The following is a 25,263-nucleotide window of genomic DNA, read 5'->3' as shown; positions in this document are numbered from 1 at the left end:
TCAACTCCACCAATGCCACCCGAGCCTCCCCCGAAGCGTCGATAACGCCACGAGCAGGCTCAGATAACGATCAAGGTGTCAAGCATCAAGCGAGGCCAGAGTGTCAACCATCAAGCGAGACAGGACACTGGAGAAGGCGCGGAGCTTGCCGCATTGCCATTGTGTCCATCAAGCGCCGCCGTACGCGCGCTTCAGGACATCCCGCGCGCTGCAGCCTGGGGGCCGTCAGCACGCGAGGCATCGCCGTAGTAAGTCAGCCAATGGTAGAGCCCTGGTCTTCCAAACTAGCTACGCGGGTTCGATTCCCGTCGTCCGCTCTCGTATGGCGAAAGGCCAGGTCATCCCGGGTTTCGGGGGCCTGGCCTTTCGTGATCTTCGGGGCTGTAGGCTGGCGGCGATGCGTGCACGACCGATCTCCCGGGAGATGCTCGTCGAGGAGCTGGCCGAGCGCGTCGCCGCGCGGCCCGGCGACGCCTGGGTACGGGTGTCCGTCGACGGGGCACCCCCGGCGGAGCCCGGCGTGCTGGCCGACGAGCTGGTCGCGCCCCTGCGACTTCGGGGGCGGCCCGTGTTGCGGGTGTCGGCCGGTGACTTCCTGCGGCCGGCCTCGCTCAGGCTGGAGCACGGCAGGACCGATCCCGACGTCTTCTACGAGGACTGGCTCGACGTCAAAGGGCTGCTGCGGGAGGTGCTCGAACCGCTGGAGCCGGGCGGCTCCGGACGGGTGCTGCCGGCGTTGTGGGACAGCGGGATCGATCGGGCGTACCGGCTGCCGTACGAGGAGCTGGCGCCCGGCGGGGTCGTGCTCGTCGACGGGACGCTGCTGCTGGGGCGGGGGCTGCCGTTCGAGGTGAGCGTGCACGTGTGGCTGTCGGCGGGGGCGCTGGCGCGGCGCACCCCCGAGGACGAACGGTGGCGGCTGCCCGCCTACGAGCGGTACGAGCGCGAGGCGCGGCCACAGCGGACCGCCGACGTGGTGGTCAGGGCCGACCACGCGGCGGCGCTGGCGGTGCTGGCGGACGACTGAGCCCGAGCGGCGGCGCGGCCCTCAAGAAGGTCCGGTCGTCTGCGTGTACAGATGCTTGACGGAGCGTGAGCACGGCGGACACTGGAACGGTGATCCCGAGCAACTGGTACAACATCGTTCCCGATCTGCCCGTGCCACCGCCGCCTCCTCTCCACCCGGGCACCCGCCGGCCCGTCGGCCCGGACGACCTCGCGCCGCTGTTCCCCATGGAGCTCATCGCGCAGGAGGTCAGCGGCGACCGTTACGTCCCCATCCCCCAGGAGGTCCTCGACGTCTACCGGCTGTGGCGGCCCACGCCGCTGATCAGGGCACACCGGCTGGAGAAGGCCCTCGGCACCCCGGCCCGCATCTACTACAAGTACGAAGGCGTCTCACCGGCCGGCTCGCACAAGGCGAACACCTCGGTGCCCCAGGCGTACTACAACGCCAAGGAAGGCGTACGGCTGCTGACCACGGAGACCGGCGCGGGGCAGTGGGGGTCGGCCCTGGCGTTCGCCTGCGCCCAGTTCGGCCTGGAATGCCGGATCTGGATGGTCCGTGCCTCCTACGACCAGAAGCCGTACCGGAGCTCGCTCATGCGGGTCTACGGCGCCACCGTCCATCCCAGCCCCTCCCCCGTCACCGGCGCGGGCAGCAAGGCGCTCGCCGACCACCCGGACTCCCCCGGCAGCCTGGGCCTGGCGATCAGCGAGGCGGTCGAGGTGGCCGCCTCGATCCCCGAGGCCCGGTACGCGCTCGGGTCGGTGCTCAGTCACGTCCTGCTGCACCAGACGGTGATCGGTGAGGAGGCGCTGGCCCAACTGCCCGAACTGCCCGACCTGGTCATCGGCTGCACCGGCGGCGGCTCCAACTTCGCCGGGCTCGCCTTCCCGTTCCTGCGGGAGAAGCTGGCCGGACGGATCGGCACGGTGTTCCGCGCGGTCGAGCCGGCCGCCTGCCCGTCGTTCACCAGAGGGGTCTACGCCTACGACTTCGGCGACACCGCCGGGCTCACCCCGCTGCTCAAGATGCACACCCTCGGACATTCCTTCGTCCCCGATCCCATCCACGCGGGCGGGCTGCGCTATCACGGCATGGCGCCGCTGCTGTCCCACATGTACGAACTGGGCCTGTTCGAGGCGGTCACCCGTACGCAGAGCGAGTGTTTCGAGGCGGGTGTGCGCTTCGCGCGGACGGAGGGCATCGTCCCGGCCCCGGAGCCCACGCACGCGCTGGCCGAGACCATCGCCGAGGCGCTGCGCTGCAAGGAGAGCGGCGAGGAGAAGGTGATCCTCACCGCGCTGTGCGGGCACGGCCACTTCGACCTGGCCGCCTACGACCGCCACCTGGCCGGCGAGCTGGAGGACTACACGCTCCCGCAGGAACGCCTCGACCAGGCGCTCAGCGAACTGCCCGGCTGAGAGAGGCTGAGAGAGCCTGAAGGGGTGGCCGCGGGGGTACCGCGGCCACCCTCGGTCAGTTCGCGTTCGGGCGCTTCCTGTGGTTCGCCTTCTTCTTCTTGCGCGCCCTGCCCTTGCGTGCGCGTTTCGCCATGGGCTCAACCTCCGGAGGTCGGGAACGTAACCCTCAACCTCTCCCCTGCCCGTCAGTCGCACAAGCGATACGCCCTGACCTAACATTCCTCAACAAAGCCGTGTCATAATTTGGTGGAATCTGTTGGAAGGGGTGGGCGTGCTCGCACAGCAGCGTCAGCAGACGATCCTCGAACGCGTACGCAGCAGCGGCGGCGTCCGAGTGGCCGACCTCGTGCGCGAGCTCGGCGTCTCCGACATGACGATACGCCGCGACCTCGAAGTGCTCGCCGAGCGCGGCCTGCTGGAGAAGGTGCACGGCGGCGCGACGGCGCTCGGCCCAGGCTCGACCGAGGAGCCGGGCTTCACCGCCAAGTCCGCCCGCCAGCAGCAGGAGAAGGAGGCCATCGCCCGGCACGCGGCCACCCTCGTACGGCCGGGCACCGCCGTGGCGCTCTCCGCCGGCACCACCACCTGGGCGCTGGCCCATCACCTGGTCGCCGTGCCCGAGCTGACGGTGATCACCAACTCGATCCCGGTCGCCGAGGTCTTCCACCGCAACCCGCGCGCCGACCGCACGGTCGTGCTGACCGGCGGCGTGCGTACGCCCTCCGACGCGCTGGTCGGCCCCGTGGCGGTGGCCGCGATCCGCCGCCTGCACGTGGACACGCTCTTCCTCGGGGTGCACGGTATGAGCCTGCGCGCCGGGTTCACCACGCCCAACCTGCTGGAGTCCGAGACCGACAGGGAGCTGGTGGCCGCCGCGCACCGGCTGGTGGTCCCCGCCGACCACACCAAGTGGAACACGGTCGGCATCAGCACGATCGCCGAGCTGACCGAGGCCGACGTGGTCATCAGCGACGCGGGGCTGCCCGAGGAAGCACGCACCGAACTGGCCGAACGGGCCGGAGAACTGATCATCGCGGAGGGCACGCCTTGAAGCGCACCATCACCCACCTGGCAGACGGCCGAGAGCTGATCTACTTCGACCGGCGCGACGACGCCGACCGGAGCGCGATCGACCGGCGGGCGCTCGACCCGCGTCCGGTGGCCTCGGAGCTGCGCTACGACCCGCTGACCGAGGAGTGGATCGCGATCGCCGGCCACCGGCAGACGCGTACGTTCCTGCCGCCGGCCGACGAGTGCCCGTTGTGCCCGTCGTCGCACACGCGGGCGTCGGAGATCCCGTCCTACGACTATGACGTGGTGGTGTTCGAGAACCGCTTCCCCTCTTTTTCCGGAAATTTCGGGACTTACGGGGATGTCGGCGGGCTGAGTGAAGTACGTCCGGGCGTGGGGCGGTGTGAGGTGGTGTGCTTCACCTCCGAGCACTCCTCCTCCTTCTCCAGGCTCTCCAACGCCCAGGTCGCGCTGGTCATGGAGGCGTGGGCGGACCGCACGGCCGAATTGTCCGGCATCGAGGGCGTCGAGCAGGTGTTCCCCTTCGAGAACAGGGGCGAGGAGATCGGCATCACGCTCGCGCACCCGCACGGGCAGATCTACGCCTACCCCTACGTGACCCCACGGACGAAGCTCCAGCTCGGGGCCGCCTCGCGGTACACGGGCGGCAACCTGTTCGCCGACGTGCTGGCCGCCGAGCGGTCGGCCGGCACGCGGGTGGTGGCCTCCAACGAGTTGTGGACGGCGTTCGTGCCGGCCGCCGCGCGCTGGCCGTTCGAGGTGCACGTGTATCCGCACCGGCAGGTGCCCGACCTCGCGGCGCTGTCGGAGGAGGAGCGAGCCGCGTTCGCGCCGCTGTACACCTCGGTGCTGCGGGCGCTGGACGCGCTGTTCGGGGTGGCGATGCCGTACATCTCGGCCTGGCACCAGGCGCCGGTCCGGTACGGCCGCGACCTGGCCTACCTGCACCTGGAGCTGTTCAGCATCAGGCGCGCGCCCGGGAAGCTGAAGTTCCTGGCGGGGTCGGAGTCGGCCATGGGGGCGTTCGTCAACGACGTGCTGCCCGAGGAGGCGGCACGCATGTTGCGATCACGAATTGATCACTAATTGATTTCGCCTTAAAGTCGCATGACTTGTGATCTACCACTACTATCCCGATAGACATCGGCCATATCGACCGTTGTACGCCTAATCCCGGGCGTGTTGCCCGGGAGCCGGGGACCCATCGCATCCGGGGTGAATCCGCGCCAGTGGTAGGGACAACTCCCATGCCCGAACCCGTCAGCTAACCCGGCCGGCAGAGGGAGAGGAATCAACCACTGTGGCGGCTTCGTCCCCCGCGAGTCTTGCCATCGGTCTCATCACCGCCGCCGCCCTGCTCGTCCAGCCGGCCGTCGCCTCGGCGGCGCCCAAGCCGTCCGAGGCCGAGCTACGGGCCCAGCTCAAGCAGCTCAACAACAAGGTCGACAAGCTCATCGAGGCGTACAACCTCAAACGGGTCGAGCTGGCCAAGGCCCAACAGGCCGCCACGGCGGCACAGCAGCGCGTCGCCGCGGCCGACCAGGCGCTGGCCGCGGCCGAGCAGCGGGTCGCCGAGATCGCCCGGATGCGCTACCAGAACGGCGACTCCTCCCTGCCGGGTTTCCTGGTGCCCCCGAACGGCGGCGGCGCGGCCGTGCTCGAACAGCTCACCTCCGAGCAGCAGGCCGTCGTCGACAGCGTGGCCAGGGCCCGCGACGAGAAGAAGAAGGCCGCCGATGCCGCCGCCGCCCTGGCGACCGGGCTGAAGGCGGACGCGGCCGAGGTGGCCGAGCAGCGCGACGAGGCCCAGGACGTCATCGACGACATCAAGAAGAAGCTCCAGGACCTCGTGCCGTTCGGGCCGGGCAAGAAGTCCGACGGGAGCTGGGCCCCCGAGCTGCCGTCCGGCTCGGACAACATCACCCCGCGCACGCGGCTGATGCGCGCGCAGGTGCAGAAGAACTTCTCGTTGCCGCACGAGGTGGGCTGCTTCCGCTCCGGTTCCAGCGGCGAGCACCCGCTCGGCCGGGCCTGCGACTTCATGATGAGCACCGGCGGAACCATCCCGAACGCGACCAACAACGCCCTGGGCGACCGCCTGGCCGACTGGGCGCTCAAGAACAAGGCCAAACTCGGTATCAAGTACGTGATCTGGAAGCAGCGCATCAACCAGGGCTCAGGCTGGCGCGCGATGTCCGACCGCGGCAGCGTCACCGAGAACCACTACGACCACGTGCACATCTCGATGAACTAGACCGCCCTCACGCCAGGTCGAGCACCGCCTTGCCGTGCAGGCGGCGTTCGAGGAGGGCGGTCACGGCCTCGGCGGCGTCGTCCCAGCCGCCGCGCCAGGCGATCTCCGGGCTCAGCGTGCCGCCCGCGACCTGACCGGCCAGCCAGGTCAGGTCGCGGTGCAGCCCGTCGCAGCACAGCAGGAGGAACGTCACCAGCGAGCGGTCGTGCCGGTCGGCCCCGCCGAACAGCGCGCCGAACGGGAAGCTCTCGCCCTCGCCGGTCGAGTGGCCGACGGCGACCAGCAGGCCGCCCTCGCCGAGCTGGTCGAACGCCTCCACCAGCGGCGCGCCGCCGAGCATGTCCAGAACGCCGTCGAGCCGCCCGCCGCTCTGGGCCGGGCTCTCGACGACCTCGTGCGCCCCGAGCGCGCGCAGGCCGTCGCCGTGCCGGGCGGGGTCGCCGGTGGCGGCGATCACGTACGCGCCGCCGAGCCTGGCGAGCTGCACGGCGTAGCGGCCGACGCCGCCGGTCGCGCCGGTGACCAGGACGCGCCGGCCCAGCAGCGGCCCAACGCGGTCGAGCGCGCGCAGCGCGGTGGCGCCGGCGACGGGGATCGTACTGATCGCGCCGGGGTCCGCGCCTTCCGGCACCACCCCGATCCAGTCGGTGCGGACGGCCCGCAGCTCGGCCCAGCCGCCGTTCTCGCCGAGGGTCACGACGGACGTGCCCACGGCGGGCCCCGAACCGTCGGCGGCCGCCCGTACGACGACGCCCGCGGCGTCCCAGCCGAGCACCGCGCCCTCGGGCGCCGAGTCGATGCCGTGCCGGACCTCGCCGAAGTTGAGCGACGTGGCCGTGACCCGGATCAGCGCCTGGCCGGGCGTGGGCACCGGCTCGGGCGCCTCGGCCACCCGCAGGCCACCGGGAACGGAACGGTCGACGATCAGTGTGCGCATGGCGACGTCCTCTCAAAGTGCCACTGAGTGGCATAAGCCTATAGGAGGCATCTGCTCTCCGGGTACACTCGGGGGCGATGACCGCCGATCTGCTGCCGCTCCGCGAGCGCAAGAAGCTGAAGACCAGGGCCACGCTCGTGGACACCGCGCTCACGCTGTTCGCCGAGCGCGGGTTCGACCAGGTGACCCTCGACGAGTTGTGCGCGGAGGTCGAGGTCTCCAAGCGCACGTTCTTCAGGAACTTCGCCAGCAAGGAGGAGGTCGCCTCGGCACCGCTGGAGGCCCTGTGGACCGGCCTGCTGGGCGACGTCGAGCAGGCGCCGCTCGGCGGCCGTCCCGTCCTCGCGGTGTTGCAGGACGCGATGCTCGCGGCGGTCGAACGGATGGCGGAGGGCGGGCCCGAGTGGGTGGCCCGCGTACGGCTGAGCCATGAGCTGTCGCAGCGTACGCCGTCCATCGCCGCGCACGGGCTGCAGTTCTGCGACCGTACGAGCGCGGCCTTCGAGGCGACGTTGCGGCGGAGGCTGGGCCTCGACGCCCGCGATCAGCGTCCCCGGCTGGCGCTCGACCTGCTGGTGGCGGCCTTCCACGCCGCGCTGCGCGGCTGGGCCGCACGATCGGCCGAGCCCACGCTCGACGGCCTCGTCACCGAGTTGCGCGCCGTGTTCGCGGTCGTGCCCGCCGCGGTGACGTTCACCGGCGACGGGCCGGACTCCTGAGGGCGGATCAGCCCAGGGTGAGCGGGTTGACCAGGTCGGCGTAGACCAGCAGACCGGCCATGATGATCAGCACGAACGCCATCGCGTACGTGAGCGGCAACACCTTGGCGATGTCGACGTGGCGGGGCTCAGGGCGGCGCATGATCTTGGCGTAGGCGCGCTTGATGCCCTCCCATATGCCGCCGGCGATGTGGCCGCCGTCGAGAGGCAGCAGCGGGATCAGGTTGAACAGGCCGATCGCCAGGTTGAACCCGGCCAGCAGGCTGACGAAGGTGAACAGCTTGCTCTTGTTCGACATGTCGGAGGCCAGGATCTCGCCGCCGAGACGGCCCGCGCCGACCACGCCGACCGGGCCCTCGGGGTCGCGCTGGTCGCCGGAGAAGGCGGCGTTCCAGACGCCGACCATCTTCTGCGGCAGGTTGACCATCGAACCCACGACCCGGCCGGTCAGGTCGCCCATGTAGCCCAGCACGTGCCCCATGCTCTGCTGCTCGAAGACCTGGGAGGGCACCACGCCGAGGAACCCGACGCCCTTGTCGACCTTGCCCTCCTCGACCTTGCCATCGGCGGTGAGACTCTGCATGTCGCGGCTGATGAGGGTGACGTCGAGCGTCATCGGCCGGCCGTCGCGGACGATGCCGAGCTTGACCGGGCCGGCGCCGTGGCCGCGGATCAGGCGGGTGGCGTCCTGCCAGGTCTCGATCTTCTGGCCGTCGAGGGAGACCATGCGGTCGCCGATCTTGACGCCCGCCTTGGCGGCCGGGGTGCGCTCGTCGGTGGGCGCGCACGTCTTGCGGACCTCACTGGTGGGGATCACGCAGGTGTTGGTGTCGGGCGACACGATCGGGGCGGTCTTGGGCAGGCCGATGCCGACCAGCAGGATGCTGAAGAAGATGAACGCGAGCACGAAGTTCATCAGCGGCCCGCCGGACATGATGATGATCTTCTGCCACCACTTCTTGCGGTAGAAGACGCGCTCCTCGTCGCCGGGCCGCACCTCCTCCATGGCGGCGTCGCGGGCGGTCTCGATCAGCCCCTGGAACGGCCCGGTGGAAGCGCTGCGCAGCTTGCCCGAGGCGTCACCCGGGCGCGGCGGCAGCATGCCGATCATGCGGATGTAACCGCCCAGCGGGATCCACTTGATGCCGTACTCGGTCTCGCCCCGGCGGATCGACCAGGCCGTCGAGCCGAAGCCCACCATGTACTGGGTCACCCGTACGCCGAAGATCTTGGCGGGCACGAGATGGCCGACCTCGTGCAGGCCGACGGAGACCATCAACCCCACCAGGAAGAGAACTATCCCGGCGACAAAGAGCCAGTTCATCTACGCGCGCTCCAGGCAGACAGACGGTCTTGACAGACCCAGACTAGTCGAACTCATCACATCCCTCGGGCTTGTCGGCACTTTGGCGAAGCAACGGTCCACGTTGACAGTCAGCGATCAGACGATCACTCTGGGAGACGACGGAGGGGGACGTCTTGATCCGCATACTCATCGCCGAACACCTTCCCTTGGTGCGACGCGGTCTGCAGGCCACGCTCGAATCCGAGCCTGACCTGCGGGTGGTCGCCGAGACGGGCCGCCCCGACGAGGTGCTGGCCGCGGCGCGGTCGTGCGAACCTGACGTCGCGATCGTCGACCTCGACCTGCCGGGCCTGCCGGTGGCCACCCATCTGACCGAGCAGGTGCCCCGGTGCGCGGTGCTGATCCTGTCCGCGCGGCCGAGCCCCGGCCAGTTGCGCAGGGCGTTCAACGGGAGCGTGCTGGGGTTCATGAGCCTGCGGGTGGCGCCGGAGCGGCTGGCCGAGGGGGTGCGCCAGGTCGCGGCCGGCGGCCGGGCGGTCGAGGCCGAGCTGGCGGTGGCGGCCCTGCAGTCGGCGGCCAACCCGCTCACCCGGCGGGAGCTCGACGTGCTGCGCACCGCGTCCGGCGGGGCGAGATCGACGGAGATCGCCGACCAGTTGTTCCTGTCGGTGGGCACCGTGCGCAACCATCTGTCGCGGATCATGTGCAAGACGGGCGCCCGCAACCGGCTCGACGCCGTACGCATCGCCAGTGACAGCGGCTGGTTGTGAACGACCCGGATGGGGTGACGGGCCCGGTGGAGCCGCGCCGCTCCGCCGGGACCCGAACAGTCAGATGATCTCAGCCCCGCCGAAGCCCCTGCCAGTGACCGTCATCACGACCTGATCCATGTGAAACGTCACTACGGACGCCAGATCAACACCAGCGCGCAGTCGTCGTTGTGCCCGGACGACATCGCGTTGACCAGCGCCCGCGCGCCGTCGCGGAATCCCGAGGGCAGCAGTCGTTCCGCCTCGCCGAGCAGCCGGTCGAGCCCCGCGTCGATGTCGCGCCCCGGCTGCTCGATCAGGCCGTCGGTGTAGAGCAGCAGCGCGTCGCCCTTGCGGAGGGTGCCGCTGTCGGGCTCGCAGTGCAGGTCGGGCACCACACCGAGGACCACGCCCTTGGCCGAGGCGACCTGCCAGTTGCCGGTGCCCGAGTCGAGCTTGACCACCGGCGGATGGCCGGCCGAGGTGATCGTGTAGTCGCCCGTGGCCAGGTCGAGGCGTACGTGGACGGCGGTGACGAAGCCCTCGTCGCCGCGCTGGCGGTGGAGGTAGGCGTTGCACGCGGGCAGGAAGTCGTCGACCGAGCCGAGCAGCCCGCCGAACGTGCCCGACAACAACAACGCGCGGGTGCCGGCGTCGACGCCCTTGCCGGAGACGTCGACCAGGGCGATCTCCACGGAGTCGCCGTCGCGCATGGAGACCAGGAAGTCGCCGCCGAACGACGAGCCCCCGGCCTGCTTGAGCACCACCTTGCCGCCCCAGTCCTTGGGCAGCGGGGGCAGCTCGCCCTGGCTCTTGAGCCGGTCGCGCAGCTCCAGCAGCATCGCGTCGCCGCGCAGCCCCTGAACGCCCAGCTTGCCCCTGGTACGAGCCATCAGCACGGCGAGCACGGTGGTGAACACGATCGTCACCGTGAGCCCCAGCCCCACCCGCGCGACCCCGAGCGTGGCCGCGATGTAGCCCAGCGCGACCCCCACCACCACCAGCAGCTTGACCAGGCTGCGCAGGCGCAGCTGCAACCCGCCGATCAGGGTGACCAGGATCAGCAGCGACGGCGAGAACCATTCGGTGGACACCTTCGCCGCCAGCAGCCCGATGACGAGCGAGACCACGGTCAGCGTGATGAGCAGGTTGCGATCACGGGCCAGCGGCCCTCTCCGGACGAACCGGACGGCGGACACCAGGAACGGCACCCTCACCAGGACCGCGCGGACCCGTGGCGGAATCAACGGCGCCGGACGGGAACTCATGATGCGTGTGACTGTATCGGTCTGACCCGTGTTTGGGCAGCCCACTTGACCAAGGCCTTGATCATTAAGCACGGATATTGGGTGGCCGTCCCCCTTTGCCCGCTCCTACCGTGGACGGATGACGTATCCGATCCGTCCCATTGACGAATCCGAGTGGCCGGGCTTTGCCGGCGTGCTCGCGGAGGGGTTCGGCTGGACGCCGCAACCCGCCCAGGACGAGCGGTTCAAGGCGGCGACCGAGTTCGACCGCACCCTGGTCGCCTTCGACGGCACCACCATGGCGGGCGTGACGTCCGTCTTCAGCCTCACGATGACGGTCCCCGGCGGACGCCAGATCCCCGTGGGCGGCGTGACCGCGGTCGGCGTGCTCCCCTCCCACCGCCGCCGCGGCGTGTTGTCCGCCCTCATGCGCCGGCAGCTGTCCGACATCCGTGAGCGCGGCGAGTCCGTGGCCGCCCTCTACGCCTCCGAGTCGCTCATCTACGGCAGGTTCGGGTACGGAAGGGCCGCCAGCGAGCTGTCGTACCGCATCGACAAGCACCGCTCGGCCTTCGTGCGGGACACCCCTGCCGACCCCGCGCTCCGGCTCAGGGTGGTCTCCCCCGCCGCGGCGCGGGCCGATTTCGAACGGCTCTTCGCCGCGGTCGTGACGCGGCGTCCGGGCCGGTACGAGCGCGATCAGCACGTCTGGGACGGCATCCTGGCCGACGAGGAGCACGACAGGGATGGCTGGGGCTCGCTGCGCGCGGTGCTCGCCGGCGACGACCGGGGCGTGCGCGGCTACGCGCTGTTCCGCACCAAGTCCGCGTGGGACCGCGACGGCGTGCCCAGCGGCGAGCTGCGGCTCATCGAGCTGGAGGCGGCCGACCCGGCGGCCTACGCCCTGCTGTGGCGCAACGTGCTGGACCGCGACCTGATCACCAAGGTGGAGGCGCACGCCCGTCCGGTGGACGACGGCCTGGTCGCGCTGCTCGCCGACTCCCGCCAGCTGCGCGCGACCTGGTCCGACGAGCTGTGGGTACGCCTGGTCGAGGTGGACAAGGCCCTGACCGCCCGCGCGTACGCGGCCCCCGTGGACGTGGTCGTCGAGGTCGAGGACGACGTGTGCCCCTGGAACGCCGGCCGCTGGCGGCTCACCGCCGACACCTCGGGCGCGGAGTGCAAGGCGGTGGACGACGAGCCGGACCTGACGGTGCCGGTGGCCGCGCTCGGCTCGGCGTACATGGGGGACGGCCTGCTCGGCGCGCAGCTCGACGCGGGCCTGCTGCGCGAGCACGCGCCGGGCGCGGCGCTGGCGCTGGCCACCGCCATGGCGTGGAGCCCCAAGCCGCTCGCCGGTCTGGTGTTCTGAGGCTCAGGACGTAGGCTCAGAGGCATGGCGCTGCAAAGTCTGCAGATCACCGCGATCACCGCCATGAGGGCTCGCGACGTGTCGCGGCCGTCGAAGGAGCAGCAGGAGGCCGCCGACCGGCGGCCCCTGCGCGACGAGACGCCGAAACGCGAGGCCAGGCGCAAGACCTAGGGCAGCGAGGGCAACTGGCCGATCGTCTCGTACGTGGTCAGCTGCGCGATGCGCCTGCTGTGGCGCTCGCTGCCGGTGAAGGGGGTGGCCAGGAAGACCTCCACGAACCTGGTCGCCTCCTCGGTCGTGTGCATGCGCGCGCCGATGCTGACGATGTTCGCGTTGTTGTGCTCGCGGGCCAGGGTGGCGGTCTCCTCGCTCCAGGCCAGGGCCGCGCGGATGCCGCGCACCTTGTTGGCCGCGATCTGCTCGCCGTTGCCCGAGCCGCCGATCACCACCCCGAGGCTCCCGGGGTCGCCGGCGACGCCCTCGGCCGCCCGCAGGACGAACGCCGGGTAGTCGTCCTCGGCGTCGTAGACGAAGGGACCGCAGTCGGTCACCTCGTGGCCGTGGTCCTTGAGCCAGGACACGAGGTGGTTCTTGAGCTCATAGCCGGCATGGTCGGCACCGATGTAGACACGCACCCGTCCAGTCTTCCACAGCCCCGCCGATCCCACTCGCTGGCTAGAGTAAGGACTCCTACCGTTCCCCAGTCCTTACGAAAGTGGAGCCGCATGCGTGAGATCCGCGTCATCGGTGATCCGGTGCTGCGCACCACCGCCGAGCCCGTCACCGACTTCGACCGCGAGCTGCGCCGCCTGATCGAGGAGATGTTCCAGGCGATGTACGCGGTCAACGGCGTGGGCCTGGCCGGACCGCAGATCGGCGTGTCGCGGCGGCTGTTCGTCTACGACATCGCCGGGCGCAAGGGCCATGTCGCCAACCCCGTGCTCACCGTGGACGACGCCGAGGAGGTCGCCGACGAGGAGGGCTGCCTGTCGGTGCCGGACCGCCAGAACGGCCGGCCGATCTACGCCTCGGTCGCGCGGGCCGCGGGCGTCACGGTCGAGGGGCTCGACCGGCTGCAGCGGCCGGTGCGCATCAAGGCCCGTGGCTCGCTGGCGCGCTGTTTCCAGCACGAGACCGAGCACCTGGACGGCAAGCTCTACGTGGACCGCCTGCCGAAGGACGAGGCACGCAAGATCATGCTCAGGGCGTAGGTTGGCGGCATGGATGTGTTCTCCGGCAAGGGCGCGCTGGTGACCGGTGGGTCACGTGGCATCGGCAGGGCCGTCGTACGCCGGCTCGCCGCCGACGGGGCCGAGGTCGTCTTCAGTTACCGCGACGACGACGCGGCGGCCGAGCGCATCGCCGAGGAGACGGGCGCCCTGGCCGTACGCGCGGACGTGGGCGACCGGGCCGCCCTGGAGCGCCTGTTCGCCGCGGCGGAGTCACGGCTGCCCGGCCTGGACATCCTGGTCAACAACGCGGCCGGGATGACCGGCAAGAAGCTCATCACCGACATCACGGACGACGAGTACGAGCGGGTGTTCGCGGTCAACACCCGCGCGGTCTTCCTGGCCATCCAATGGGCCGGCCGGGTCATGCGCGACGGCGGCCGCATCGTCAACGTCTCCACGCTCAACACCAAGATCTCCGCGCCGACGCTCGCCCTCTACCAGGGCAGCAAGGCGGCGATCGAGCAGTTCGCCATGGTCGCGGCCCGCGAGCTGGGCGGGCGCGGCATCACCGCCAACACCGTCTCGCCCGGCGCGACCGACACCGACATGCTCCACAGCGCCAACCCGCCGGGCGCGGCGGAGCGGATGATCCCGCTCACCGCGCTGGGCCGGCTGGGCCGGCCCGACGACATCGCGGCCGTGGTGGCGTTCCTGGCCGGGCCCGACGGGCGGTGGATCACCGGCCAGAACCTGCTGGCCACCGGCGGGATGATCCTGTGACCGCCGGGCCTACAGCTGCATCGACTTGATCTCCAGGTACTCCTCCAGGCCGAACTCGCCCAGCTCGCGGCCCACGCCCGACTGCTTGTAGCCGCCGAAGGGCGCCAGCGGGTTGAACTGGCCGCCGTTGATCGCGACCTGCCCGGTGCGCAGCCTGCGCGCGACGGCGACCGCGCGCTCCTGGCTGCTCGACCAGACCGCGCCGGCCAGGCCGTACCTGGTGTCGTTGGCGATCTGCACGGCCATGCTCTCGCTCGTGTACGGGATCAGCGCCAGCACCGGCCCGAAGATCTCCTCCTGCTCGATCGTCATGCCCGGCTCGACCCCGGCGAACACGGTGGGCTCGACGTAGAAGCCGCGCTCGTGGGGGCGCTCGGTGCCGCCGGAGGCGAGCCTGGCGCCCTCCTCCTGACCCCGGTTGATGTAGCGGACCACGCGGTCGCGCTGGGCCGCCGAGACCAGGGGGCCGACCCTGGTGGCCGCGTCGAAGGGGTCGCCGACGGTGTACTTGCGGCCGGCCTCGACGGCCAGGCGGACGGCGTCGTCGTACTGGTCGCGGTGGACGATCATGCGGCTCCAGGCCGAGCAGGTCTGGCCGGCGTTGACGAAGCAGTTGGCCACGCCGACCTTGACGGCGGTGGCCAGGTCGGCGTCGGGCAGGATGATGTTGGCCGACTTGCCGCCGAGCTCCAGCGCCACCCGCTTGACGGTCTCGGCGGCGAGCGCGGCGATCCTGCGGCCGGCCGCCGTGGAGCCGGTGAAGGAGACCATGTCCACCTCGGGGTGGGCGGCCATGGCCTCGCCGACGACCGGGCCACGCCCGCTGACCAGGTTGAACACCCCCGGCGGCAGGCCGACCTCGTCGAAGATCTCCGTCAGCGCGTACGCCGCGAGCGGCGCCACCTCGCTCGGCTTGAGCACCACCGTGCAGCCGGCGGCCAGGGCGGGGCCGACCTTGCAGATGATCTGGTGGAGCGGATAGTTCCACGGCGTGATCGCCGCGACGACCCCGATCGGCTCCTTGACCAGCAGGGAGTTGCCGATACGGGACTCGCGCGGATAGCTCTCGGCCATCTGCGCGTAGGAGGACAGGACGGTGGCGGGCATCAGCGTCTGCACCTTGAGCGCGAACGCGAGGGGCGACCCCATGTCGGTCGCGATCGTCCGGGCGACGTCGTCGGCGCGCTGTTTCAGCAGCTCGGCCGCGTCGCTCAGCAGCTTCCCGCGCTGGGTGGCCGAGGTCTCGGCCCAGGCGGGGAAGGCTCCGCGCGCCGCTGACACCGCCGCTTCGACGTCGTCGGGGGTGCCCGCGGGCACCCGATCGATGATCTCCTCCGTGGCCGGGTTGGCGACCTCGATGGACTCGTCTGACGTAGAGGCGTTCCAGGAACCGCCGATATACAGCTGGCGCATGGGGCCCATCCTCGCGTGCACGTCGTGACCTGGCGAGAGCACAAATCGGGCAGAGGAGAATCCTTATCCTCGGCACGCCCGGGAACCTACCGCCAGGGTATGAGTCTTCCCCCGGCCAGGGAGGACATATCTAGTCGAAGGTGGGCTGTCTGGTACGAGTCCTCTTCAGCTCGAAGAAGTCCTCGAACTCGGTGACGAGAAGTACGCCGTCCCACAGTCTGCCCGCGTCCTCCCCCTTCGGGATGGATGTGATCACGGGACCGAAGAACGCGTTGGCGCCGACGCGGATGACCGGGGTGCCGACCTCCTGGCCGACCAGGGTGATGCCCTCCTCGTGGGAGCCGCGTACGGCGTCGTCCCACTCGGTGGAGTGCGCGGCGGCGGCGAGGTCGCGGCTGAGGCCGATCGCCTCCAGCGAGTCCTCGATCAGCTCGCCGAGGCGGCTGAGGTCCTTGCTCCCGCGCCGGTTGTGCAGGCGGGTGCCGAGCTCGGTGTAGAGCGGGCCGACGACCTCGTCACCGTGCTTGGCGCGGGCGGCGGCCACCACGCGTACGGGCTCGATGGCCCTGGCGATCGCCTCGCGGTAGGACTCGGGCACGTCCTTGCCCTCGTTGAGGACGTTGAGGCTCATGACGTGCCAGCGCGGCTCGATGGGACGAACCTTCTCCACTTCGAGAAGCCATCGTGACGTCGCCCAGGCAAATGGGCAGAAAGGATCGAACCACAGGTCCACGGGAATCTTCTCAGTCACGTGGGGCCATAACCTGAGGGTGTCGAGGTCCTATTCCCGGCGTGGCAGGATACCGACAAACTACAACGAAGTGGTGAAAAGGAGCGCAACTTGGCAGGCAACCTGACCCGGGACGAGGCTCGTGAGCGCGCCCGGCTGTTGAAGGTCGAGTCGTACGAGGTCGCACTCGACCTGACGGAAGGGGACGAGCGCTTCGAGAGCGTCACCACGGTGCGCTTCACCAGCACCAACCCGGGCGCCTCCACCTTCATCGACCTCCATGGCGCCAACGTGCGCAAGGTCACCCTCAACGGCACGGACCTCAACGTCTCCGACTACGACGCCGAGAAGGGCCGTTTCCCCCTTCCCTCGCTGGCCGAGTCCAACGAGCTCCTGATCGACGCCGACTGCAGCTACATGCGCACGGGCGAGGGCCTCCACCGGTTCGTGGACCCGGTCGACCAGAAGGTCTACCTGCACAGCCAGTTCGAGACGGCCGACGCCCACCGCATGTACGCCTGCTTCGACCAGCCCGACCTCAAGGCCGTCTTCCAGCTCACCGTGCTGGCCCCGGCCGACTGGGAGGTCGTCTCCAACGCCTCCGCCGCCAAGGTGGAGGACCTCGGCGGGCAGACCGGCCGCCACGGCGGGGTCCAGCCCGCCAAGCGCTGGGAGTTCGAGGCGACGCCGGTGATCTCCACGTACATCACCGCGCTGGTGGCCGGGCCGTACTTCAAGGTCACCTCCGAGCACGACGGCATCCCCCTCGGCCTCTACTGCCGCGCCTCGCTCGGGGAGCACCTCGACGCCGACAACCTCTTCGAGGTCACCAGGCAGGGCTTCGACTTCTTCCACCGGGTGTTCGGGGTCCGCTACCCCTTCACCAAGTACGACCAGCTCTTCGTGCCCGAGTTCAACGCCGGCGCGATGGAGAACGCGGGCTGCGTGACGTTCCTGGAGGACTACGTCTTCCGCTCCCGTGTCACCGACGCGGTCGTCGAGCGGCGCGCCGAGACGATCCTGCACGAGATGGCCCACATGTGGTTCGGCGACCTGGTCACCATGCGCTGGTGGGACGACCTGTGGCTGAACGAGTCGTTCGCCACGTACGTCTCCGTGCTGGCCCAGGCCGAGGCCACCCGGTGGGGCAACGGCGCGTGGACCACGTTCGCGAACGTGGAGAAGTCCTGGGCCTACCGCCAGGACCAGCTTCCCTCCACCCACCCGATCGCCGCCGACATCCCCGACATGCAGGCGGTCGAGGTCAACTTCGACGGCATCACGTACGCCAAGGGCGCCTCGGTGCTCAAGCAGCTCGTCGCCTATGTCGGCCTGGACAACTTCCTGGCCGGGGTGCGCGACTACTTCGCCGAGCACGCCTGGGGCAACACCGAGCTGAAGGACCTGCTCGCCGCCCTGGAGCGCACCTCGGGCCGCGACCTGTCGTCGTGGTCGAAGGAGTGGCTGGAGACCTCGTGGGTCAACACGCTGCGGCCCTCCTTCGAGGTGTCCGACGGCCGCTTCACCTCCTTCGAGGTGCTGCAGGAGGCCCCGGCCGACTACCCGACGCTGCGCTCGCACCGCATCGCGATCGGCCTGTACTCGCTGGTCGACGGCGTGCTCACCCGGACCAAGCGGGTCGAGCTCGACGTGGTGGGGGCGCGTACGAGCGTGGCCGAGTTCCTCGGCGTCGAGCAGCCCGACCTGGTGCTGCTCAACGACGACGACCTGACCTACGCCAAGATCAGGCTGGACGAGCGTTCCCTGAACACGCTCGTGGCGGGCGGCATCGCCGCCTTCACCGAGTCGCTGCCGCGCGCCCTGTGCTGGTCGGCCGCCTGGGACATGACCCGCGACGGCGAGATGTCCACGCGCGACTACGTCAAGCTGGTCATCTCCGGCGCGGGCACGGTCTCCGACATCACGGTCCTTCAGGCGGTGCTGCGCCAGGCCCGCCAGGCCGTCCAGCAGTACGCCGCCCCCGCCTGGCGGGCCGAGGGCCTGGCGGTGCTGGCCGCCGAGCTGCGCTCGCTGCTCGGCGCGCGGCCGCCCGGCTCCGACCACCAGCTCGCCTTCCTCCAGGCGTTCGCCCCGGTGGCGGTCTCCGACGCCGACCTCGACCTGGTGCAGGCCATCCTCGACGGCACCGACGTGCCCGAGGGGCTGACCGTCGACGCCGACCTGCGCTGGACGCTGGTGACCGCCCTGGTCTCCGGCGGCCGGCTGGCCGAGGCCGACATCGAGGCCGAGCTGGAGCGCGACCCTACGGCGACGGGTGAGCGGTCGGCGGCGCTGTGCCGGGCCGCGATCCCGACGGCCGGGGGCAAGGCGGCGGCGTGGGACCGGATCGTGGGCGGCGACCTGGCCAACCACATCGCCCGCGCCACCATCACCGGTTTCCAGGACCCGCATCACGCCGAGCTGCTGGAGCCGTACCGGGAGAAGTACTTCGCCGAGGTGGGGCGCGTCTACCAGGAGTGGACGTTCGAGAAGGCGTCGACGTTCGCGGTGGGCTGCTTCCCCACGCTGCTCATCGAGCCGGCGACGGTCAAGGCGGCACAGGACTTCCTGGCCTCCGAGCAGCCGCCGCAGGCCCTGCGCAGGCTGATCCTGGAGGGCGCCGACGGCGTCAGCCGGGCTCTGCGCAACCAGGAGACCGACGCCGCGTCGGCCTGAATTCCGCGGGTCCCCGCCGTGCCCGGCGGGGACCTGGCTCCGCGCTGCGCCGAATACGGCCTGAGCATGGAGACCGGGTGTTAGCCTCAAGGACGTGCTAGGCGCCGGTACCACGCTCAACGACCGCTACGTGCTGGCCGACCGCCTCGGCGGCGGCGGCATGGGCGAGGTCTGGCGTGCCGACGATCTGGTGCTCGGCCGGGCCGTCGCGGTCAAGGTGATGATGCCCGCCCTGTCGGAGAACCCCACCTTCACCCAGCGCTTCCAGAACGAGGCCAGGGCGATGGCCACCCTCCGGCACCGCGGCGTGGTCGGCGTCTACGACTACGGCGTCCACGAGGCCGACGGCCGCCGGGTCAGCTACCTGGTCATGGAATACGTGCGGGGCGAGTCGCTCGACCGCGTCCTGCGCCGTGGCCCGCTCGACGCGCAGGAGGCCATGCGGCTGGTCGCCGAGGTGGCCGACGCGCTGGCCGCGGCCCACGCCCAGGGCATCGTCCACCGTGACGTCAAGCCGGCCAACCTCATGGTCAGGCCCGACGGGCAGGTCGCGCTGACCGACTTCGGCGTCGCCCACTCGGGCTCGGCCGGTCACCTGACGGCCACGGGCACCATGCTCGGCTCGGCCGCCTACTGCGCGCCGGAGATGGCCGCGGGCAGCGAGGTCACGCCCGCGGTCGACGTCTACGCGCTGGGCGTGGTGGCCTACGAGTGCCTGACCGGGCGGTTGCCGTACCAGGGGGACACCCCCGTACAGATCATCTTCAAGCATCTCAACGCGCCCGTGCCGGAGCTGCCCGGCGAGCTGCCCCAGGCCGTTCGCCAGGTGGTGGTCCGGGCCCTGCAGAAGGACCCGGCGCAGCGCTGGCCGTCGGCCTCCGACATGGCGCGGGCGGCCCGCGCCTCGATCAGCGGTGCGGCCCTCCCGGCGTCGCCGGTGACCACGTCCTCCATGGCGGCGCCTCCCGTGCCCGCGCCCATGATGACGGGTCCCCTGGCGACGGGCGTCATGCCCGCGGGCGACACCGGCTCGCCGCTCACCGTGCCCTCGGCCCCGACCGGCGGATCCCGCAGGCGGCGCACGCTGACGGCCCTGATCACCATGGCCGGGGCCGTCGTGGTCTCGGCCGCCGTGGCGGGGTCGGTGTGGCTGCGTCCGGCCGAGCCCGCGAGCACGGGCGGCGAGGTGCTGACGCCCGCGGGCGAGACCACGCCGGCGCGCAGCCCGAGCGGCACCACGCACACCACCAGGCAGCCCGCGCCGCCGACCAAGGCCGCGCCGAGCACCAGGCCGAGCGGCACCACCAGCGCGACGCCCGGCCCGACCGTGGCGCCCACCACCCCGAGCGCCACCCCCACCACGTCGCCGAAGCCCACGCCGACCGCGACCACCGCCGAGCCGGAGCCGTCGCAGGAGCCCAGCCAGCCCGGCCCCGAGGAGCCCACGGCCGAGCCCACGGTCACCAGTCCGCCCGAGGACATCCAGTGCGTGCGCGCCCCGTGTCCGTGACCGCTCCAAGATCGTGAGAAAGTCATCGCGTGGATTCGACTCGTGACCTGCTGATCGCCCTCGCCCGCCGGTACGCCTTCGCCGACCTCGGTGCGCTCGCGCCCACGGCCGAGATCTCCGACGTGTGCGAGTTCGGGCAGCGGCTGCTCTCGCTCGACGCCGAGGACTTCGCGGCCGAGGCCAGGTCCGTGCCCGCCGACCTGCGCCGGCTCGCCCGCGCCTGCCACATGCCGCAGACGCCGCGCGAGCAGCCGCGCGGGGCCCTGGAGTCGCTCAAGCCCGCCTACGCCCTGCTGCTTGAGGTGATCGCGGCCCGCTGGCACCGGCGCGAGCTGAGCCCGATGATCGCCGCCGTGCACATCGCCAGCGAATACCTGCCGCTGCTGGCCTTCGAGCCGCAGCTCGGCCACGCCGGCGACCCGACCAGCTGGCCCGCCGGGCTGAGCGCGCCGGGCAGCAGGTTCGGCGTGATCGGCGACCGCGAGTGCGACCACACCAAGTCCGAGCAGTCGGCCACCAACCGCACGCTGCGGGTGTCGGTCGAGCCCGCCGAGGGGTGGCGGGCCTACTTCGACCGGCAGCACAGCCAGGTCGCCGGCGCGCTCGGGGTCTGCGTCGCCACCTGCCGCAACCCGTGCACGGCCATGGACTGGATCGCCCCGGAGCCCCGTGCCGACCTCCAGGTACGCGCCCGCACGGCGCTGACGTTCGCCGAGACGCCGCTCGTCCGGCTGCGGCACGCGGCGCCCGTCGGGCACGGGTTCGGGGTGCCCTCGCCCGAGGAGGTGCTCGACGCCTGGGAGCGCAGCCGTACGGCGCTGGACAAGAACGCGGTGGGCGCCGCGGCGGTGAAGGACGACGACTTCCCGTTGCCCGGGTTGCCCGCGCTGTTCTCGGCCGTGGCCGGGGCGCCGATCGAGCCGTCCACCCTGCTCGCCGGGGTCAGCGACCACGTCGTCACCCTGCTGCGCCGCACCTGACCGACGAGGCCCGGCGCGTTCGAGGGCGGGTCAGCGTCTTGTGGTGGCCTGTTCGCCGAGGGCGGCTATGCCGTACAGGAGGCCGCCGACCAGGTCGCCGGCGCTGAAGGCGGTGGCCATCGACATGGCGGTGAGCCGGCAGGCGCCGTCGCTCAGCCGCCGCCTGGCGTTCCGGCCCGTCACGATCTCCAGGGCGCGCCCGCCCGGGTCGACGAACACCACCACGGCGTCGGCGCTCTCCTCGCCGAGCGCGGTGTGCAGGCGTTCGGCGAAGTGCCGCCGGGAGCCGGACGGCTCGCCGAGGAACACCCCGAAGCGCAGCCCGCTGCGCCGCTCGGCGCCCTGGAGGGCCTTCCTGAGGTCGTCGGCCTGGGCCGTCGTCAGTGTCCGCAGGCTCCCCATGGCCGCGTCACCAGCCCGCCGAAGCGCCGCCGAGGTGCCGGTCCGGCTCCGCGGTCTCGGCCTCGGCCTCGGCCACCCAGTCGCGCTCGGGCACCGTCGCCCAGGGCGCGGCGCCGCCGGTCAGCACCAGCCCCGACGTGCTCACGCCGTGCTCGCTCCCGGACGGGCCGCCCAGCCACACCGGGCCCGGCTCCGCCCGTACGGCCCTGCCGCGCCCCGGCACCATGACCAGCAGGCTGATCAGTACGAACAGCCCCAAAGACACTCCGATGAGAAAGAGCAGACTTTCCGCCGCGCTGTCCACATGACGAACGTAAACCTCGCGCACGGGTCCGGCCAGCCCTGTGGCGGCGTCCGCCTACCAGACGACCGGCCGCCGCTCGCCCCAGAAGCCGCCCCGGGCCGCCTCCACCTGGGCCGACAGCGAGATCAGAGTGCCCTCGCCGCCGATCCGCCCGGCCAGCATGACGCCGATCGGCAGGCCCTCGGCGGTCCAGTGCAGCGGCAGGTTCACCGCTGGCTGGCCGCTGACGTTGTAGATCGCGGGGAAAGCGGCGAAGCGCTTCATGCGTTCGAACGTCTCCTCGACGTCGTCCACGTCCTCGAACCAGCCGACGGGCCTGGGCGGCTCAGTGAGAGTCGGAGTGAGCACCGCGTCGTAGGCGTCGGTGATCGTGAGCGCGCCCCGGGTGGCGAGCTGGAGGGCGGCCTGGGCCTGGAGGAAGGCAGGAGCCGGGGTCGCGTGGCCGCGCTCGCGCAGCCACCGGGTGAGCGGCCTGAGCAGGTGCCGCTGCTCGTCGGCGACCGGGTGCATGCAGGCGAAGGTGTACCAGAGGGTGACGAACTGCGGTACGAGCTCGGGCCCGAACGGCCTCGGGATCTCGACGACGTCGTGGCCGAGGGCGGCCAGGGTCTCGGCGGCCTCCTCGTACGCGGCCCTCACCTCGGGATGGACCTCGGCCCCCGGTACGACGGGATCGGCGTACCGGGCGATGCGCAGCCGTCCGGGGTCGGGGCCGGCGCAGGCCAGGAACGTGCCCTCGTGGCGGGGTGCGAGGTAGAGGTCGCCGGGCTCGTTGTGCGCCATCACGTCGAGCAGGGCCGCCGCGTCGGCCACGGTACGGGCGATCGGGCCGTTCGTGGACATGCCCGCCAGGTCGGGGATGATCGGGGCGAAGCTGATGCGGCCGCGGGTGGGCTTGATGCCGTACAGACCGCAGGCCGAGGCGGGGATGCGGATCGAGCCCGCGCCGTCGCTGCCGTGGGCGGCGGGCGCCAGCCCGGCGGCGACGGCGGCGGCCGCTCCCCCGCTGGACCCGCCCGCCGACGTGCCGAGGTCCCAGGGCGAACGGGCGGGCGGCGAGACGTCGGTCTCGGTGTAGCAGGGCAATCCGAACTCGGGGGTGGCGGTCTTGCCCAGCATGACCGTGCCGGCCTCGCGCAGCCGCGTCACGGCCGTGTCGTCCACCGGCGCGACGAACCCCCGGTAGACCGCCGAGCCGAACATGATCGGCACGTCCTTGACCAGATTGAGGTCCTTCACCGGGATCGGCACCCCGGCCAGCGGGCCCTCGGGCAGATCCTTCTCCAGGCGGCGCGCCTGGTCGAGCGCCGCTTCCGCGGTCACGGTGACGTACGCGCCGACCTGCGGGTCGATCCGCTCGATGCGGTCGAGGTAGTGGCGGGTGAGCTCGACCGGTGAGATCTCACGGTCGCGGACTGCCCGAGCCTGCTCAAGGGCGGAAAGCTCATGAAGTTCTCGCACGATCGGCACACTAGGCATCTCTAGAGAGGAACGTAAGACATACCCCGAAAACATGAGTGGAACACGATGAGCTGGGCCATAAAACTATGGACAGGTCAACACTAGGAATCATTCCGATCTCCGAGCTACGGTGAGTTACGTGGACTCCGACAACCAGCGAGAAGACGGTCACAACGCGTCACCCATCTGGGTGAGCGACCGGCCGGAGAGCGAGCAGACCGCCGCCCCGACCCCATCGGCGCCCACCTCCACGTACGCGCCCGTGGAGCGCGCGTCCCTGCGCAGTCTGCTTGAGCAGCCGCGGTTCCGCCGCCTGCGCAACCGTGCCCTCGTGGCGATCGGCGTGGCCGTGGTGGTGGGTTTCCTGCTGCGCGACTGGCGCATGGGAGTCACCGCGGGCGTCATCGCGGCCATCCTCGAAGCGGTCTACCGCGCGCGTTCCCATTCCACCGTGCCCGCGTGGCGACGCGCGTCGGTGGCCGAACGGCGTACCGAGGGGCAGCTTCGCAGGCTGGAGCGCAGCGGCTACCGCACCCTGCACGCCAGGGCGATCCCGGGCAGCGAGGCCCAGATCGACCACCTCGTGGTGGGCCCGACCGGCGTGTACGCGGTCGACTCCGAGAAGTGGGACAAACGGCTGCCCGTCCGCGTGCAGATGGGCAAGAAGCTCTTCCACGGCCCCTTCGACATGAAGCCGAGGCTGACCGAGGCCAAGTGGGAGGCGTCCCAGGCCAGTGAGCTGATCAGCAAGGCCTACGGCCGCGAGGTCGTGGTCGTGCCGTCGCTGGCCATCTACGGGCCGCCCGTCCCGTGGAAGATCATGACCATCCGCGACGTGGACGTCTACCAGGGCGACCGGGCCCGCAAGTGGATCACCAAGCGGGAACGGGCGCTGACCCCGGCCGAGATCGACCGGCTCTACGACATCGCCGCCCAGGTCCTGCCCGCCAGGTACGGCGAGGGCTAGGACGGCCGACGATCCCCGCGGGGTTCCGCCCCGCGGGGTTCTTCCATGCCCGCCGAACCGCCCGCCGAACTGCCCGCCGGACCGCCCGCCAGCCGGGCGCCGAAGCCGTCCAGTTCGTCGGCCAGCACGCCGCTTGGGGGCAACGTGTCCGGCAGGCGGGTCAGCAACGCCGTGCCGACCCCGGCGATGCGTACGACGCGGTCGATCAGCGCCTCCCGGTCCTCGGGCCACGGGAACGACGGCTGGGCGATGAGCAGCGACACGCAGCCGTGCACGGCCGACCACAGGCCGAGCGCCAGTTCCTCGGGATCGCCTTCGAGCACGCGCACCGCCACGCAGGCGGCGACGGCGTCCACCATGTGGCGGATGCACTCGGCGGCGGCGGCCGCCACGCCCTGCCCGGTCGCGGGGCGCATCATCAGCACCCGGTACTGCACGGGATGCGCCAGGGCGAAACGCGCGTAGGCCCGCGCGCACCGGCCCAGCGCGAGGAACGGGTCGCCGGTCAGGTTCTCGCGGAACATGCGGCCGAACTCGTCCCACACGCGCAGGCAGACCGTTTCCAGCAATGCCTCCCGGTCGGCGAAGTGCAGGTAGACCGACGGCGTGGACACCCCGGCGCGCTGGGCGACCGCGCGCAACGTCAGCGCGTCCTCGCTGCCTGACTCGGTCAGCAGGTCCTCGGCCGCGCGCAGGATCTCCTCCCGCAGCAGGCCGCCCTCTCCGCGCCGGGCGCGCACCCGTCTCGTACTGGTCATGGTTCTCAGGTTGACGCCGTCAGGTTGACGATGTCAACCTGACCTTCTACGGAAGGATATTGCGAAA

General features: G+C 71.1%; 26 protein-coding genes and 1 riboswitch. Of the genes, 15 read left to right on the top strand and 11 right to left on the bottom strand.

What is annotated here, in order from left to right; all coding sequences use genetic code 11:
• The first annotated feature begins 397 nt into the window (after positions 1 to 397).
• Positions 398 to 1,027, top strand: coding sequence for a uridine kinase (locus DMB42_RS19795; protein ID WP_125636439.1), 630 nt, complete (start codon positions 398 to 400; stop codon positions 1,025 to 1,027).
• Positions 1,028 to 1,116: 89 nt separating this feature from the next.
• On the top strand, positions 1,117 to 2,427 hold the full coding sequence (locus tag DMB42_RS19790) for a TrpB-like pyridoxal phosphate-dependent enzyme (protein WP_185844748.1): 1,311 nt from the start codon (positions 1,117 to 1,119) through the stop codon (positions 2,425 to 2,427).
• A 55-nt stretch (positions 2,428 to 2,482) separates the two neighbouring features.
• Here the strand turns inward: DMB42_RS19790 and DMB42_RS56370 are convergent, their stop codons facing one another.
• On the bottom strand, positions 2,483 to 2,560 hold the full coding sequence (locus DMB42_RS56370; protein WP_125636474.1) for a 50S ribosomal protein bL37: 78 nt from the start codon (positions 2,558 to 2,560) through the stop codon (positions 2,483 to 2,485).
• A 138-nt stretch (positions 2,561 to 2,698) separates the two neighbouring features.
• On the opposite strand from DMB42_RS56370, the gene DMB42_RS19780 reads away from it, so the two are divergent.
• The 3 genes from DMB42_RS19780 to DMB42_RS19770 all read left to right on the top strand — a co-directional run bounded on the left by DMB42_RS19780 (position 2,699) and on the right by DMB42_RS19770 (position 5,713).
• Positions 2,699 to 3,478, top strand: coding sequence for a DeoR/GlpR family DNA-binding transcription regulator (locus DMB42_RS19780; protein WP_125636437.1), 780 nt, complete (start codon positions 2,699 to 2,701; stop codon positions 3,476 to 3,478).
• On the top strand, positions 3,475 to 4,545 hold the full coding sequence (gene galT, locus DMB42_RS19775) for a galactose-1-phosphate uridylyltransferase (protein WP_125636436.1): 1,071 nt from the start codon (positions 3,475 to 3,477) through the stop codon (positions 4,543 to 4,545). Before DMB42_RS19780 ends, galT begins: the two co-directional genes overlap by 4 nt.
• A 68-nt stretch (positions 4,546 to 4,613) precedes the next feature.
• A riboswitch (cyclic di-AMP (ydaO/yuaA leader) is annotated at positions 4,614 to 4,752 on the top strand.
• A gap of 7 nt (positions 4,753 to 4,759) precedes the next feature.
• Positions 4,760 to 5,713, top strand: coding sequence for a hypothetical protein (locus DMB42_RS19770; protein WP_125636435.1), 954 nt, complete (start codon positions 4,760 to 4,762; stop codon positions 5,711 to 5,713).
• A gap of 7 nt (positions 5,714 to 5,720) precedes the next feature.
• Here the strand turns inward: DMB42_RS19770 and DMB42_RS19765 are convergent, their stop codons facing one another.
• Positions 5,721 to 6,650 (bottom strand): zinc-binding dehydrogenase, encoded by a 930-nt coding sequence (locus DMB42_RS19765; RefSeq protein ID WP_125636434.1) that lies wholly within the window; start codon positions 6,648 to 6,650, stop codon positions 5,721 to 5,723.
• 77 nt (positions 6,651 to 6,727) lie between these two features.
• On the opposite strand from DMB42_RS19765, the gene DMB42_RS19760 reads away from it, so the two are divergent.
• Positions 6,728 to 7,369 carry a TetR/AcrR family transcriptional regulator gene (locus tag DMB42_RS19760; protein WP_125636433.1) on the top strand — a complete coding sequence of 214 codons (642 nt, stop codon included), beginning with the start codon at positions 6,728 to 6,730 and terminating at the stop codon, positions 7,367 to 7,369.
• 7 nt (positions 7,370 to 7,376) lie between these two features.
• Here the strand turns inward: DMB42_RS19760 and DMB42_RS19755 are convergent, their stop codons facing one another.
• Positions 7,377 to 8,693 (bottom strand): RIP metalloprotease, encoded by a 1,317-nt coding sequence (locus DMB42_RS19755; protein WP_125636432.1) that lies wholly within the window; start codon positions 8,691 to 8,693, stop codon positions 7,377 to 7,379.
• 155 nt (positions 8,694 to 8,848) lie between these two features.
• On the opposite strand from DMB42_RS19755, the gene DMB42_RS19750 reads away from it, so the two are divergent.
• The gene (locus DMB42_RS19750; RefSeq protein ID WP_125636431.1) at positions 8,849 to 9,445 is read left to right on the top strand and encodes a response regulator transcription factor; all 597 of its coding nucleotides are present in this window, start codon (positions 8,849 to 8,851) and stop codon (positions 9,443 to 9,445) included.
• A 131-nt stretch (positions 9,446 to 9,576) separates the two neighbouring features.
• Here DMB42_RS19750 and DMB42_RS19745 read toward each other — a convergent pair whose 3' ends face one another.
• Positions 9,577 to 10,692 carry a PP2C family protein-serine/threonine phosphatase gene (locus DMB42_RS19745; protein ID WP_125636430.1) on the bottom strand — a complete coding sequence of 372 codons (1,116 nt, stop codon included), beginning with the start codon at positions 10,690 to 10,692 and terminating at the stop codon, positions 9,577 to 9,579.
• Positions 10,693 to 10,810: 118 nt separating this feature from the next.
• Here DMB42_RS19745 and DMB42_RS19740 point away from each other — a divergent pair, with 118 nt between their 5' ends.
• Together DMB42_RS19740 and DMB42_RS53270 are read left to right on the top strand one after the other, a co-directional pair.
• A complete protein-coding gene (locus tag DMB42_RS19740) occupies positions 10,811 to 12,043 on the top strand; it encodes a GNAT family N-acetyltransferase (protein ID WP_125636429.1) in 1,233 nt (410 codons plus the stop codon).
• Positions 12,044 to 12,067: 24 nt separating this feature from the next.
• Positions 12,068 to 12,214, top strand: coding sequence for a hypothetical protein (locus tag DMB42_RS53270; protein ID WP_185844747.1), 147 nt, complete (start codon positions 12,068 to 12,070; stop codon positions 12,212 to 12,214).
• On the opposite strand, the gene DMB42_RS19735 is transcribed toward DMB42_RS53270, so the two are convergent.
• Positions 12,211 to 12,678, bottom strand: coding sequence for a ribose-5-phosphate isomerase (locus DMB42_RS19735; RefSeq protein ID WP_125636428.1), 468 nt, complete (start codon positions 12,676 to 12,678; stop codon positions 12,211 to 12,213). The genes DMB42_RS53270 and DMB42_RS19735 overlap by 4 nt on opposite strands.
• Before the next feature lie 90 nt (positions 12,679 to 12,768).
• On the opposite strand from DMB42_RS19735, the gene def reads away from it, so the two are divergent.
• Together def and DMB42_RS19725 are read left to right on the top strand one after the other, a co-directional pair.
• On the top strand, positions 12,769 to 13,254 hold the full coding sequence (def, locus tag DMB42_RS19730) for a peptide deformylase (RefSeq protein WP_125636427.1): 486 nt from the start codon (positions 12,769 to 12,771) through the stop codon (positions 13,252 to 13,254).
• A gap of 9 nt (positions 13,255 to 13,263) precedes the next feature.
• Positions 13,264 to 13,995 carry an SDR family oxidoreductase gene (locus DMB42_RS19725; RefSeq protein WP_125636426.1) on the top strand — a complete coding sequence of 244 codons (732 nt, stop codon included), beginning with the start codon at positions 13,264 to 13,266 and terminating at the stop codon, positions 13,993 to 13,995.
• Between the two features lie 9 nt (positions 13,996 to 14,004).
• On the opposite strand, the gene DMB42_RS19720 is transcribed toward DMB42_RS19725, so the two are convergent.
• Together DMB42_RS19720 and DMB42_RS19715 are read right to left on the bottom strand one after the other, a co-directional pair.
• Positions 14,005 to 15,408 (bottom strand): aldehyde dehydrogenase family protein, encoded by a 1,404-nt coding sequence (locus tag DMB42_RS19720; RefSeq protein WP_125636425.1) that lies wholly within the window; start codon positions 15,406 to 15,408, stop codon positions 14,005 to 14,007.
• A gap of 130 nt (positions 15,409 to 15,538) precedes the next feature.
• Positions 15,539 to 16,159, bottom strand: coding sequence for a disulfide bond formation protein DsbA (locus DMB42_RS19715; RefSeq protein ID WP_125636424.1), 621 nt, complete (start codon positions 16,157 to 16,159; stop codon positions 15,539 to 15,541).
• Between the two features lie 90 nt (positions 16,160 to 16,249).
• On the opposite strand from DMB42_RS19715, the gene pepN reads away from it, so the two are divergent.
• The 3 genes from pepN (at position 16,250) to DMB42_RS19700 (ending at position 21,304) form a co-directional block, all read left to right on the top strand.
• Positions 16,250 to 18,814, top strand: a complete 2,565-nt coding sequence (gene pepN / locus DMB42_RS19710; protein WP_125636423.1) for an aminopeptidase N — start codon at positions 16,250 to 16,252, stop codon at positions 18,812 to 18,814.
• A gap of 94 nt (positions 18,815 to 18,908) precedes the next feature.
• Complete coding sequence (locus DMB42_RS19705) at positions 18,909 to 20,324, top strand: serine/threonine-protein kinase (protein WP_125636422.1); 1,416 nt, start codon at positions 18,909 to 18,911, stop codon at positions 20,322 to 20,324.
• 29 nt (positions 20,325 to 20,353) lie between these two features.
• On the top strand, positions 20,354 to 21,304 hold the full coding sequence (locus DMB42_RS19700; protein WP_125636421.1) for a hypothetical protein: 951 nt from the start codon (positions 20,354 to 20,356) through the stop codon (positions 21,302 to 21,304).
• Positions 21,305 to 21,334: 30 nt separating this feature from the next.
• On the opposite strand, the gene DMB42_RS19695 is transcribed toward DMB42_RS19700, so the two are convergent.
• From DMB42_RS19695 to DMB42_RS19685, 3 genes are all read right to left on the bottom strand, one after another.
• On the bottom strand, positions 21,335 to 21,706 hold the full coding sequence (locus DMB42_RS19695; RefSeq protein ID WP_125636420.1) for a DUF5130 family protein: 372 nt from the start codon (positions 21,704 to 21,706) through the stop codon (positions 21,335 to 21,337).
• 7 nt (positions 21,707 to 21,713) lie between these two features.
• A complete protein-coding gene (locus DMB42_RS19690; RefSeq protein WP_125636419.1) occupies positions 21,714 to 21,965 on the bottom strand; it encodes a hypothetical protein in 252 nt (83 codons plus the stop codon).
• Positions 21,966 to 22,064: 99 nt separating this feature from the next.
• Entirely contained in the window at positions 22,065 to 23,471 is a 1,407-nt protein-coding gene (locus DMB42_RS19685) for an amidase (protein ID WP_125636418.1), read from the bottom strand.
• 139 nt (positions 23,472 to 23,610) lie between these two features.
• Between DMB42_RS19685 and DMB42_RS19680 the strand changes: the two genes are divergently transcribed.
• A complete protein-coding gene (locus DMB42_RS19680; protein WP_125636417.1) occupies positions 23,611 to 24,438 on the top strand; it encodes a nuclease-related domain-containing protein in 828 nt (275 codons plus the stop codon).
• Here DMB42_RS19680 and DMB42_RS19675 read toward each other — a convergent pair.
• Complete coding sequence (locus tag DMB42_RS19675) at positions 24,435 to 25,196, bottom strand: TetR/AcrR family transcriptional regulator (protein WP_125636416.1); 762 nt, start codon at positions 25,194 to 25,196, stop codon at positions 24,435 to 24,437. The genes DMB42_RS19680 and DMB42_RS19675 overlap by 4 nt on opposite strands.
• Positions 25,197 to 25,263: the final 67 nt, after the last annotated feature.

Origin of the sequence: Nonomuraea sp. WAC 01424, from assembly GCF_003947315.1 — a bacterium.
Classification (GTDB): domain Bacteria; phylum Actinomycetota; class Actinomycetes; order Streptosporangiales; family Streptosporangiaceae; genus Nonomuraea; species Nonomuraea spiralis.
The sequence above is the reverse complement of the archived record's forward strand: the minus strand, read 5'-3'. Positions and strand labels throughout refer to the sequence as shown.

What these genes read in the sequence shown, in the direction of transcription:
- DMB42_RS19795 (WP_125636439.1), top strand. Translation starts at nt 398, where the DNA reads ATGCGTGCACGACCGATCTCCCGGGAGATGCTCGTCGAGGAGCTGGCC.
- DMB42_RS56370 (WP_125636474.1), bottom strand. Translation starts at nt 2,560, where the DNA reads ATGGCGAAACGCGCACGCAAGGGCAGGGCGCGCAAGAAGAAGAAGGCG.
- DMB42_RS19765 (WP_125636434.1), bottom strand. Translation starts at nt 6,650, where the DNA reads ATGCGCACACTGATCGTCGACCGTTCCGTTCCCGGTGGCCTGCGGGTG.
- DMB42_RS19760 (WP_125636433.1), top strand. Translation starts at nt 6,728, where the DNA reads ATGACCGCCGATCTGCTGCCGCTCCGCGAGCGCAAGAAGCTGAAGACC.
- DMB42_RS19755 (WP_125636432.1), bottom strand. Translation starts at nt 8,693, where the DNA reads ATGAACTGGCTCTTTGTCGCCGGGATAGTTCTCTTCCTGGTGGGGTTG.
- DMB42_RS19745 (WP_125636430.1), bottom strand. Translation starts at nt 10,692, where the DNA reads ATGAGTTCCCGTCCGGCGCCGTTGATTCCGCCACGGGTCCGCGCGGTC.
- DMB42_RS19740 (WP_125636429.1), top strand. Translation starts at nt 10,811, where the DNA reads ATGACGTATCCGATCCGTCCCATTGACGAATCCGAGTGGCCGGGCTTT.
- DMB42_RS53270 (WP_185844747.1), top strand. Translation starts at nt 12,068, where the DNA reads ATGGCGCTGCAAAGTCTGCAGATCACCGCGATCACCGCCATGAGGGCT.
- def (WP_125636427.1), top strand. Translation starts at nt 12,769, where the DNA reads ATGCGTGAGATCCGCGTCATCGGTGATCCGGTGCTGCGCACCACCGCC.
- DMB42_RS19725 (WP_125636426.1), top strand. Translation starts at nt 13,264, where the DNA reads ATGGATGTGTTCTCCGGCAAGGGCGCGCTGGTGACCGGTGGGTCACGT.
- DMB42_RS19720 (WP_125636425.1), bottom strand. Translation starts at nt 15,408, where the DNA reads ATGCGCCAGCTGTATATCGGCGGTTCCTGGAACGCCTCTACGTCAGAC.
- DMB42_RS19695 (WP_125636420.1), bottom strand. Translation starts at nt 21,706, where the DNA reads ATGGGGAGCCTGCGGACACTGACGACGGCCCAGGCCGACGACCTCAGG.
- DMB42_RS19675 (WP_125636416.1), bottom strand. Translation starts at nt 25,196, where the DNA reads ATGACCAGTACGAGACGGGTGCGCGCCCGGCGCGGAGAGGGCGGCCTG.